Here is an 11,982-nt window from a genome sequence, read left to right as displayed (position 1 = left end):
AGAAGTATAAGAAAGATAAATGTCAGTCATAGAATTTGGTGAGTTTCAGTTTAATTTAGCTTTATCCCAATTAACGAAAAACCAGCAAGAAGTTGTGCTTGATCCAAGGCAACTAGCTTTACTGGTTTTTTTAATAGAAAATCCTCAACGCGTAGTCAACCGTGACGAGCTACAAGAGCATATTTGGCAAGGTGTAATAGTCACCGACAACGCCATAAACAAGCTAGTAGCAAATTTGCGAAAAGCTTTGGGCGATGACGCAAAAGAGCCCAAGTACATCCAAACTGTTACCAAATCAGGGTATCGATTTGTAGCCCCCGTTAAGGTTGTTGAGCATGCAAGCAGTACAGCGAGTGTCGTTACTTCTGGAAAGCGAAACACGACGTCGTTAGTCTGGCTGTTTATCGGTACATTGTTAGTATTCATTTTGGCAATGTTTGCAATATATACAAATACGTCCAATAAAACCTTTGGTGATACCGCCACACTTTCAAGGTTCCACGGCTCAAAGTTGACACCGATATTTGTTGACGGTTCAGATAGTTTACTATTTATAAATTCGACACTACGTGGCAAAGAGCTATGGATAAGTGAAGGTCTTGCCAATACGGGAACTTTGCCAATTGAAATAGACACACAAGGAAAGTTCTTAGAGCAGCTTGTTGGTTATGAAAATGGCAAACTCATATATTATGGCTATGAATCGGAACAGTGCGGCTGGCATAGTGCTGAGCTTGATGTTCAGGCTAAACGCTTTACGGGAGATGTCACGACGTTAGGCTTATGTGGTGACTTGACTGTTCATCAAAGTATTATGGCTAAAGATATTGATAGTTTGTACATTTTAGCACATCCCAAAATGCACGAGCATAATAACCAGTTGTATATGGTTGATGCACAGGGAAAGCTTGAACGGGTCAATATTGAACTGGATAGGCAATGGCGCATTATCTCAATTGATTTGCATCCACATAATGAGCAAATATTACTAAATGCCCATTCTTTTGATGGTCGAACGGCCGCATTTGTGTACGACCCAAGCAGTCAACTGGTTAGTAAGGCCAAAGAATTCAATACTGTATTGGATCGAGTGATATGGGACCACAGTGGTGAAGGGCTGGTTTTTGTGAGCCCAGCTCCAAATAGCCGCCTATTATACCAAGCACTTGATGGCGGGGAAGTCACATTGCTTGGCAACGTTAATGAAAGATTATGCTGTGCTATCGTACGACACCCCAATGCGCAAGACTATGTGTTTACAAGTAGTGACAAGAATATAGATTTGAAATGGCTCACGCCTAATTATGCGCTTGATAACAGTAGTGTGATAGACCGCTCGCCACAGTTTGCCCATACTAAAGAGGGCCACTACTTTTTGTCTAATCGCGCAGGGCTTAGCCAAATATATTTTCAGGCTCCGGGGCAAACATCGCAGTTAGTGTCTGAGCTTGAACACAATGTTCAAATAGAATCCATGAGTTTGTCTAGTGATGATACGTTTTTGTTGCTAAGAGAAAAACATCGACTGTGGATTGTACCAACAAGTGAGCAAAGTGAAGCGAAAGACATTTTTATTGACGGTTATGTGTATAAGCAGCACTGGCTGAGCAATACGTTGTTTTCCGTTACACTAAAATCTAAAACTGCTAAACAAGTCAATATTTACAATAGTGATCTGCAAAAAGTAGCGGAGTTGGGCGATGGGATTGTAATAGTTTTGGCAGATCAAAAGAATCCATCTAATCACTACTACATAGACAAGCACAACAAACTATATAAAACATCACCCGATACATTATTCTCATCACCTGCGTTAGCGGACTTGAATGCCGTAGGGGAGGTTCCTGATTTTTCACAAATATTGATAGAAAATGATGTGCTGTACGTGGTGAGTAAATATGGTGAGACGCTGACAACTTATAAGATTTCGGACTCACTACAATTGCTGTCAAAGCAGCCTCTTAATACTTATTTGGGCTTTGATGTTGCTGACGGAGTCGTACTTTTCGCTGGCAAAACCCATTACCGAAGTGAAGTATATCGAACCATAGCAAAGTAAAAAAGCGGGAGAGAGTCATGAGCAAGGTGCTCATAATTGGCGCAAGCGGAGCAACAGGCAAACACGCTGTGTCGCAGATGCTAAGCGATAATGTCGAAGTCATAGCGATTGTTCGACCACAAAGCTCATTACAAGGTGTATATGGTCATCATGAAAAATACTCAGAGGTAAAAGCCGAGATTTCGCAAATTAGCGTAGCACAGCTTGCAGATTACATTAGCCAATGCCACACGGTTATTTCTTGTCTTGGGCACAATCTGAGTCTTCAGGGCATATACGGCTCACCACGCAAGTTGGTAGCCGATGCAATCAAGAAAGTAACAGCTGCCATTTGCTCGTTAAACAGGCGAACAAAAACTAAGGTTATCCTTATGAGTACTACAGGGGTGAGCAACCTCGATATTCAAGAATATGTACCTTTATCACAAAGAGTTGTTGTTGCTGTGTTAAGGCTAGTGTTACCTCCTCAAGTAGATAATGAGCTGGCCGCGGCTCATCTGAGAGTTCACGTAGGTAAAGAGCATCCACATGTACAGTGGGTATGTGTTAGACCTGATTCGCTTTTTGATGAGCAAGAGGTGACTACCTACTATTTAGAGCACTCACCGACGAGTAATGTGGTATTTGATGCGCTCAGAACGAGTCGCATTAATGTTGCAAATTTCATGAAGAGATTGGTCACGGAAGATGAACTGTGGCGTCAGTGGCAGGGTAAAATGCCTGTAATCTACAATAGTGGACCCTAAAAAGTTTACTTGAATTCCATTGTGTAATTATTTGTAATTTTGGAATAGCTCCATTATTGGTGTATTTAGGTTAAACTAATATCATATTTGCCTTTATTGTGTTTTTGGTTCTGTTTTGTGTAAATTTATTTGTTTATGTAAAAAAATTGTATTGGTTTCTTTGTTGTTTAGTATGAGCTTGTCAGCTGAGGAGGCTTGGCAGTCGCTAGAGCAACAGTTGAAAAAGCAACTCAATCAAGACCCAAATACTTCTTTGACCCATGCACAGGCTTTGCTCAAAGATCCCCAATATAGCCTTGAAAACAACAGAACAGCGTGGTTTACGTTTAATCTTTACCTGACTTATTCGCAAATCAACTTGGGCCTATTCGATGAAGCCATAGAAAATGCGCAAATGTTGTATGCGCTCAATAGCGCTGAAGAGTACCCAGTGCAAAGAGCAGAGTCGGCTTTGCTGGTTGCTATGGTTGCAGATAGAACAAGTGACATCAAACTTAGTAGGGCGAAGGCCGATGAAGGCTTACGACTAATCGGTGAAAATAAATCCCAGCACGCAATGCTGAGCGCTGATCTATATTCCTTGTTAAGTGGCAGCTATCGAAGAAACGCTGATTATGGACAGGCGTTAGTGTATGCAAAACTTGCGTTGGAATATAGCTGGGAAGATAAGGCCAAACGCGCGACGATGCATAACCAAATCGGGGTATTGTATGATTATATGGGTAACCTTGAGCTGGCCCTCAAACATCATGAATCTTCTCTTATCATTCGCAGGGAAAATTCAAATCAACAAGGTATTTCGGACTCACTATACAACATCGGTGAAATCTACCGAGATATGAAGCAATATTCCGCCGCACTATCGCATTTCAAACAGGCATTACAAGTAGACCAATCTTTGGGTAATCCGTACCACATAGCCAATAGTCACGGTAAACTTGGGCAAGTTTATCTGGCTCTAAATCAACTCGAACTTGCCAAAGAGCACATTCAAAAAGGGCTAGAGTTAACACGTAAGATGGAGGCGAAAAGCGATACCAGTTGGCAGCTCAGTAATATGGCACAAATCTATGTAGCAGAACAAAATCTAGCGCAAGCCAAACGTTTGTCTGAAGAGGCTTTACAATTGGCATTAGAAACGAGCGCGAAGCGTACCGAGCATACCGTTCGTATGACATTACTGGATATTGCTGTTAAACAACAACAAGTTGACGAAGCACAAAAACAAATCTCAACTTTATTGGCGATGAAAAACTTAGGTTTACAGTATGAGCAACAACTTCACAAAATTAGAGCACAATTATATGAAGATTCTGGAGATATCAGTGCAGCTCATCAAGCAACTAAAGATTTTCTCGTAACTCAACAAAAGTTATATGATTATTTGGAAAAACAGCAGACCGAAAAGCTAAAACAAAATGTTGAAGTTATTCGACAAGAGCAAGCACTGAGCTTGCTACAAAAAGAAAAAGCACTGCAACAAGCCCAGCTAGATAATTTAAAATTGCAAAGAGGCGTGGTGATGCTGGTGATGTTGTTGGTCGTTGGCATCTTGCTGATGATCTATTTTAGACAGATGGCCAAACAGCGTATGGCTAATTTAAAAGCGCAAATGCTGACAAACAGCCTAGAAGAAAAAAACCAACTTCTTTCTGACGTTGCCCACGAACTTCGAACGCCTTTAACAGCATTAAAGCTTTCTATTGAGCTGTTAGAGCATAATATTGAACCAGATATAAATAAGGCTTACGCAAAGGTACATGGTAAAATCTCGCAGTTGGATAATCTGATTCGCGATATTTATCACTCCGCTCAGTACGAAAATAACGTTATGCAATTGTCCAAGAAAACATGTGATCTGGGCGAGTTGCTCGATGATGTTATAGGTGATTTTGACGCGCAGTTTAAAGAGAAAAATCAAGCGCTGTTGATACATAAACCAATAACGTCTGTGATGTGCAACGTAGATCCTGAGCGGTTCAAGCAAATCGTTATAAATCTACTCAATAACAGCTTGGCGTATACCTATGAAAACGGACAAACACAGGTTTCACTGCAAACAGTAACCGATGCTGGCAATCAATCAGTGCAACTCGTTGTATCTGACTCTGAGCCTGGACTTGAAGAGCCAGAGCTCGACAAAGTGTTTGATAGGCTATATCGCGTTGAGTCATCTAGGGCTCGGGATTTAGGAGGATCAGGACTGGGTTTGGCTATTTGTAAGCAAATAGTACTTGCACATGGCGGAAGTATTGCTGCTAAACAAAGCGAGCTCGGTGGAGTCGAGTTTACAGTAACTTTTGAAGGCATGTAGTGAGAACAAAAAACGTGGTTTTAAGCCATGAGTCTATTCAAAAATAGAAACTGCCATTTTTGGGTACATGTACTATAATGGCGACTAACAACTCTGACACTAGAATAAGAAGGAATAAAAATGCAATTAAAAAAGAAAGCGATAGCAACGGCCTTTATGGCACTGTCATTATCTTTAGTGGCGCTTGTCGGCGTTTCTAAACAATCAGAAACAGTGAATATGACTAAGCTGAGCGATGCTAAACCTTACGCGCTGTTGTCTGGTCGCTCACAAAAAGGCGGCCTAGAAGAAAATAACTTGACCATCGAAAGTATATTTAACTTCTTCTTTTCTTAATATCAGCAATATCCATGGATTTTGTTGTTCGTTTTATTAATAACCTATTAATTGAACTGAGCGAGGCCACTATGCAGTGGCCTTTTTTGCTGGGTGCGTTTTCAATGGCACTTTGTTTTGTGTATGTATACAAAGATAAGTCGTTAATTGATTCAATTAGGTGCATATTTAATAGGAAAGTTTGGCTTCATAAATCGGCATTGGTTGATTATAAAATAGGACTTATAAACAGTTGCATATATGCGGCAATCATTCCAACGTCTATTTTTTCATCGATAGAAATCGCCACGTTGGTAACTGAGTCCTTAGCGAGTACCTTTGGTGGTAAGACACTCGAAGAACAAACGGATGCAGCGCTTTGGGCTACGTTATTGTTCTCTCTTGTTGTGATACTTATCGTAGACTTTATTAGTTACTTTGTGCACTTTTTATATCACAAGGTGCCTTTTTTGTGGGAGTTTCACAAGGTTCACCATTCAGCCCGTGTATTGACGCCGTTTAGTTCATTTAGAACTCATCCTGTTTCAAATTGGGTGGGTTTGGTTATCAACGCTGTGCTGATAGGTGTTGTATTTGGGCTACTTAAGTACTTTGTGACGTTTCCAGTCTCAGAGCTTTCCTTATTTGGGCTTAATGTCTTTTCCTTTTTTATAAACCTATTTGGTGGATTATTAACCCACTCACATATACGTATTCAATGGCCAGGGAATCTATCTAAGATCATTATTAGCCCTCTCAATCATCAAATACATCATAGTAATAATCCAATTCACTTTGATAAAAACTTTGGCTTTTGGTTTTCTATCTGGGATGTAATGTTTGGCACATATTACAAAGGAACAGATCAAGATAAGTTTACCTTTGGCATAGGTAAAGAAACGAAAGATTTTTACTCTTTAAAAACTGTATACGGTCGACCTGTGAAAAATGCGTTAGCTATCATACATCGTTTTTTTCGCTCAGGGAAAGCATACCAATTGTTAGCGAGACGAAGATTTAAGTGACGTTGTAACACCAAATTTACCGGATTATATTCTGCTGACTTTTCCTCCATGATGCAGGTGTAACGCCGTATGCTTTTTTAAATTGGCGGATGAAATGGGTCGTGTCATTCCACCCCAACTCATAAACAACCGTGTTTACAGGTTTATCTGTGTGTAAAAGCCTTGCACACGCTTGAGCTAAGCGGTTTTTAATAATCCACTCACCAACCGAGTAACCCGTTTGTGCTTTAACCTTGGTTGCAAGGTAAGACGGGCTACTATGTACCGCTTTTGCAACATCCTTGAGTGAAATGCTTTTAGCATAATGCTGATGTATGTATTCAAGTGCAGCAGTGACCTTATCTGAGCGAGTATGATTTGACGCGAACACTTTGCTGGCGTTGTTTACTTCAATCAGAATTAGGTTCAACAGGCTAGAAACGTGAGTGATTTGGTTGTTGCCAAGATTATTCGCTACAAGTTGCAACTCATGAAACAGCGATATAACCCATTTAGCACGGTCTTTGCTTAGTTTGAAAGCTGGAAGTGCGCCTGCCCTTATCTGTGCAAATGGTTGCATCAATGGGTCATTTTCTGTCATGCCCATACAAGTCGGACAAAAACTCATCCACCATACTGCCACTTTTTCACCGCTAATTAATCCATGAGGCATCCCTGCGGGAACCAAGGTAAACATGTTAGAGCTCAACTTTACAGGCTCCTTATAATGCATTGTTAAATTGCCTGAAGTAATAAAGCTAAGAATATACTGTGTTTGTGAACCATGTGATTCGTTACCGAGTGTTTCAAAAAACTCATGCCCCACACTAATGATGTGATCTGAATGCATAGCGCTTACCTAAAAACAAACAATAAGCCGATTATATAGTAATACGTGCGCTACTAAAGCAGTTATAGCTAAAAGATAATATCCATATCGAAGAATAGGCCGATGTTTGGCTTTTTGAAGCTAATATTTAGGAGTAAGCATGAATATATCTTTAGCGCTGATAGGCTTGTCATTGCATATCTTGATTTGGGAGAAACTCCCTGACTGGGGAAATTGGTTCAATTGGATTGTTGAGCATTTACCTAGGCCTTTTAGGTATCTTTACGATTCATGGAGCTGTCCATACTGCTTTGGATTTTGGGTAGCGTTGTTATTGCACGCGTTAACATCTACGTACACGCTTGAAAGTCTGCAGCATATGCCAAATTACTTAGGTGTGATGTCACAGCCTGTGGCGTGGGTGTTAGACTCTTTGGCAACTGCACTGTTAATTATGGTTGGCAGTTTGGGCCTTAAAGCCTTAGCGGTGCCCGCAATCAAAGGGCATGAGATGACCCAAGCGTTTCGTTCCGTAAGAAAAGAAAAATAGCTTAGGAGTATTTAGTATGGACAAAGAATATATATCTTCAAGACTGGTACTTGCGCTTGCAAAGCCTCAATACGATGAAGAGCCGGATAAGTTTGCACAAAAGATTCTACAGGTATTGGAGCCCACAACATGCGGTGCGCTGCCGCAAAGCTGGCAAAACATAAAAACGCTCTCTGATGCGCATCATTGGGTACGTACTCAACTAAATGATGCACAACTATTCACCGTTACACATTGTCATAATGGAGCGTTACTAGGGTTGGCGGTGGTCCATGAGCAAGGTGATGAAGCGTACGTAGGTTACGTTATTGCCAAACAATACTGGGGTTGGGGCTTTGGCAGCGAAGCATTAAAAGCCTTAGTCGCCCAGTACAAAGAACAAAATAGCATAACAACGCTATGGGCTGGGGTAGAGAAGGACAATATCAGTTCAATTAAGGTGTTAAGAAAGTCTGGGTTTTCGCTCGCGGATAGTGGGCATTACGACTCCAACACACTACATTACAGGCTATTACTTTCAAACTAGTACGAGATGAGCTTATTGCTACTTTGTAGCAATAGCTTCTACATGTGATGCAAAATTTGAAAAACACAAAGAAATAATTCTAAATAATATTGAGCGACAAACACTATTAATTTCACTATATCATTTTTTCTACGTACAAAAACTGTATATTTTTCAATCCACTAGATGCCTCCTAGGTCACTCTCTTAATTTCACGCGAAGTTGTCTTAATGTTATTAATAAAAAAATAATAAATATATTGTATACAATATATTGAATTTAGCTCCTATGAGGCGTTACTATAGCGGTGAGTTTTAATAACAATAAAAGTTCAAGGGGAATCCAAATGAACAAAAACACCAACAGAATGTGGCAACGAAGTTTGATTGCCGCAGCGGTAGCAGCCTGTTTAAGCTCACCAGTTGCAATTGCTCAAGGCAAAACTACGGGAAGTATTGAAGGGAGTGTGTTACTACAAAGTGGTCAAACACTGGCAAATGTACAGCTGACGCTCAAGCACAATACAAAAGGCTTTGTAAAAACAACAAAAACCAATGAGCGTGGTGAATTTGACTTGAAAGGCTTACCAATTGGGTCGTACACCGTTACCTTTACTAAAGATGGTTATCACAACGTTTCAGAGTCTCAACTAGAAATTGTTGCAGGCAGTACAGCATCGTTTGATGTCTCAATGTTTAGCAGTGATATAGAGACTATTCAGGTAAGCGGTACGGCTATTCGTAATATCGATATGCAAAGCTCAACTGCACAAATGACATTCACAGCAGCTGAGTTAGACAGATTGCCAGTGGCACAAGATTTGTCATCAGTCGCGTTATTATCACCAGCAGCCTCTTTGGCGGCAGATCCCGAGCAGGACTACGGTCGTGGCGTTTCGTTTAGCGGCGCATCTGTAGCTGAAAATGGCTACTTCCTCAATGGTTTGAACATTACCGATATCCGTAAAGGACTGGCGTATCTTGAGTTCCCGTGGGAAGCTATTGCTCAAACTAACGTGGTAACAGGTGGTGTACCGGCAGAATATGGTAACTTTATTGGCGGCGTTACTGATGTTGTTACAAAATCGGGTGATAACGAGTTTAAATTCGGTGCCAAGTTTGATTATCAACCAGGTAACTTTTTACGTAGTCAAAGTCCCGATATTTGGGGGTATGATACCGGGCATCCTGAGACGGATGACGAAGGTAATGTAACAGGTTACCCCCACACCATTAAAACCTACAATGGTGCCGACTCAAAAAAAGATACGCGTTATAACATCTGGGCAAGTGGTCCAATTATCGAAGATACTTTGTTCTTCTATGCGCTTTATAATCCACAAGAAGTTACTACTCGATATGCAGACACTACCACTTTAACGCAGCGTGTTGATGAAGCTGACTTTTGGCTTGCTAATGTAGATTGGTACATTACCGAAGATCATAGCGTTTCATTTACGGCCATGAACAATGAATGGGAACGCAATGAATACCATGCAGATTACCATTTCAGCCCTATTGGAACGCAAAAGTCCTATCAAACAGGTGAGTTTGGTGAACCTACAACGAGCGAGTGGGGTGGCTCTGTCATTACAGCTAACTACAACGGTTATATTACGGACGATTTGAGTGTTTCTGCGATATACGGTGTGACTAAGCAAGACACTCTAGAGGCGAATCCCGTAGCGCACTTAAGCCGAGTTTGGGACAGCCGTAGCGGAAGCTGGCAACGCAGAGGTGATTGGCAAGGTTGGTCAAAAGGCGCTATTAGTGAAGATAAACGTACTCAAGCAAGAATTGACTTTGATTGGGTGATGGGTGATCACACTATTTCATTTGGTTACAGCCATGAAAAAGTAGAAACATCAGACTTGTCGGAGTACTCGGGTGATGGCTGGCGTTACGACATTTATGTTGCGACGGAGTCTCGCATAGAGAATATTAACCAAATCATTCAGCGCCAAGCCAATCGTCAAGGGGTCGCTTATCAACCGTCGCCGTTAGAAGTCGGTGATGCATATTTTTGGACCAAGCAATACAAAAAGAGTGGTACAACTGAGCAAAACTACCGCTCAATCTATCTCGAAGATACATGGGAGGTGACTGATCAACTTACCCTTAATCTAGGCGTTCGTAACAGTGCGTTCGACGCTTTTACTGGCACCAATGAAGAATATGTTTCAATGGAAAACCAGTGGGCACCAAGATTAGGTATTAACTATGACCTATTCGCAGATGGTGCGACTAAGTTGTTTGCCAACTACGGTCGCTACTATATGCCTATTTCACCTAACACCAGTGCTCGTATGACGTTACCTGAGGTGAACATTACCGGCTATGGTTTGTTCGATGGGACCTTCAACGAGGAAAATAACACGCCTAATCGAGTGGGTGATCTGTTTGCCGTAGAAGTGAACAGTGACGGTGAGCTGGCTCAACCAGTGTCTACTTACGTAGATAAAGATCTCGAGCCTATGTACAGTGATGAGTTTGTTTTGGGTGTTCAACATGAGCTAAACGATGATTGGGTGCTTGGTGTGCGCTATATTCATCGCGATCTTAAATCCTCGATTGAGGATACCAATTTACGTTTTGCCTTGGTTGAAAAGTGGGGTCGAGAAAACCCAGAGCAGTTGGCGGTATTACAAAACCTAGGCCTCAATACCAACGTAAGTTGGCTGGCTTTGGTTATCAACCCGGGCAATCCCGTAAAACTTGCATACGATAAAAACCAAGATGGCGTCGTTGCTGATGATGAATATGTGCAGTGGGATGCTGATTACCTCGGCCTACCAAAAGCTGAGCGAAAGTACCATGCTTTGGAGTTCACAGCAAAAGGGCAAGTCTGGGATGGCTTTACGATAAATGCCTCTTACACTTGGTCTAAAAACGAAGGTTCAACGGAAGGTTTAGTCAGTGGTGCGCATTCACAAGCAGACCCAGGTTGGTCTGGCTCTTACGATGCACCTGAGCTTACCGATCATAGCTATGGTCGTACATCCAATGACATTCCACATAAAATCAAAGTGTTCGGTTCATACGAAATTAACGATGAATTCGCCATTGGCTTTAATGCACAAGCGCAACAGGGCCGACCTATCAATAAGTTTGGCTACCATCCACAAGGTGTAGGTTCGTGTTCTGAGCCTATGTGGCTAGATGATGAACAAACGCAGTTCAACCCGAATGCAGTCACTGACTGTACAGACATACGTGGTACGGATTTTTACTATAATGGAGAACCCTCACCACGTGGCTCGCATGGTCATAGTAAGTGGATTTACAACCTTGACCTAAGTGCAAGCTACAACACGCAGCTTGCAGGCGGAGATTTACTGATTTCAGCAACCATATTCAATGTGTTTAACTTGGCAACGCCTACATCCTACTATGATGAAGCTGAGCTAGAGCAGGGGATAGATAATCCAAATTACCGTCTGGTTGAAGAGTATCAAGCACCTAGAAGTGCCCAGTTGACAGTACGTTACGAGTTCTAACTCATAACAATAATCATCTGACATTAAAGCCCTGATCTAGTATCAGGGCTTTTTTTGAGGTCTAAAACTTGGCTTGGCTACTGAAAGGTTTATTTACTGGATGAAATTGTGAGTTAGTATGCAACTTTGAGCATTATGTTAAATATCGCAGAATTGAGGAGTAA

General features: G+C 41.5%; 9 protein-coding genes. 8 read left to right on the top strand and 1 reads right to left on the bottom strand.

The window, feature by feature from the left end; genetic code table 11:
• Window positions 1-19 precede the first annotated feature (19 nt).
• The 5 genes from BET10_RS10465 to BET10_RS10445 all read left to right on the top strand — a co-directional run bounded on the left by BET10_RS10465 (window position 20) and on the right by BET10_RS10445 (window position 6,459).
• Complete coding sequence (locus BET10_RS10465) at window positions 20-2,059, top strand: winged helix-turn-helix domain-containing protein (RefSeq protein WP_070985490.1); 2,040 nt, start codon at window positions 20-22, stop codon at window positions 2,057-2,059.
• Between the two features lie 17 nt (window positions 2,060-2,076).
• On the top strand, window positions 2,077-2,805 hold the full coding sequence (locus tag BET10_RS10460; RefSeq protein WP_070985489.1) for an NAD(P)H-binding protein: 729 nt from the start codon (window positions 2,077-2,079) through the stop codon (window positions 2,803-2,805).
• Between the two features lie 172 nt (window positions 2,806-2,977).
• Window positions 2,978-5,119: an ATP-binding protein gene (locus BET10_RS10455; RefSeq protein ID WP_070985488.1), complete on the top strand. Its 2,142-nt coding sequence runs from the start codon at window positions 2,978-2,980 to the stop codon at window positions 5,117-5,119.
• A gap of 120 nt (window positions 5,120-5,239) precedes the next feature.
• The gene (locus tag BET10_RS10450) at window positions 5,240-5,455 is read left to right on the top strand and encodes a hypothetical protein (protein ID WP_070985487.1); all 216 of its coding nucleotides are present in this window, start codon (window positions 5,240-5,242) and stop codon (window positions 5,453-5,455) included.
• A gap of 14 nt (window positions 5,456-5,469) precedes the next feature.
• On the top strand, window positions 5,470-6,459 hold the full coding sequence (locus BET10_RS10445; RefSeq protein WP_070985486.1) for a sterol desaturase family protein: 990 nt from the start codon (window positions 5,470-5,472) through the stop codon (window positions 6,457-6,459).
• A 16-nt stretch (window positions 6,460-6,475) separates the two neighbouring features.
• On the opposite strand, the gene BET10_RS10440 is transcribed toward BET10_RS10445, so the two are convergent.
• On the bottom strand, window positions 6,476-7,288 hold the full coding sequence (locus BET10_RS10440) for an AraC family transcriptional regulator (protein ID WP_070985485.1): 813 nt from the start codon (window positions 7,286-7,288) through the stop codon (window positions 6,476-6,478).
• 139 nt (window positions 7,289-7,427) lie between these two features.
• Between BET10_RS10440 and BET10_RS10435 the strand changes: the two genes are divergently transcribed.
• The 3 genes from BET10_RS10435 (at window position 7,428) to BET10_RS10425 (ending at window position 11,818) form a co-directional block, all read left to right on the top strand.
• Entirely contained in the window at window positions 7,428-7,817 is a 390-nt protein-coding gene (locus BET10_RS10435) for a hypothetical protein (RefSeq protein ID WP_070985484.1), read from the top strand.
• Window positions 7,818-7,833: 16 nt separating this feature from the next.
• Complete coding sequence (locus BET10_RS10430; RefSeq protein ID WP_070985483.1) at window positions 7,834-8,343, top strand: GNAT family N-acetyltransferase; 510 nt, start codon at window positions 7,834-7,836, stop codon at window positions 8,341-8,343.
• 325 nt (window positions 8,344-8,668) lie between these two features.
• Entirely contained in the window at window positions 8,669-11,818 is a 3,150-nt protein-coding gene (locus tag BET10_RS10425; protein ID WP_070985482.1) for a TonB-dependent receptor, read from the top strand.
• The last annotated feature ends 164 nt before the right edge of the window (window positions 11,819-11,982 follow it).

The organism is Pseudoalteromonas amylolytica (assembly GCF_001854605.1).
Classification (GTDB): Bacteria; Pseudomonadota; Gammaproteobacteria; order Enterobacterales; family Alteromonadaceae; genus Pseudoalteromonas; species Pseudoalteromonas amylolytica.
The sequence above is the reverse complement of the archived record's forward strand: the minus strand, read 5'-3'. Positions and strand labels throughout refer to the sequence as shown.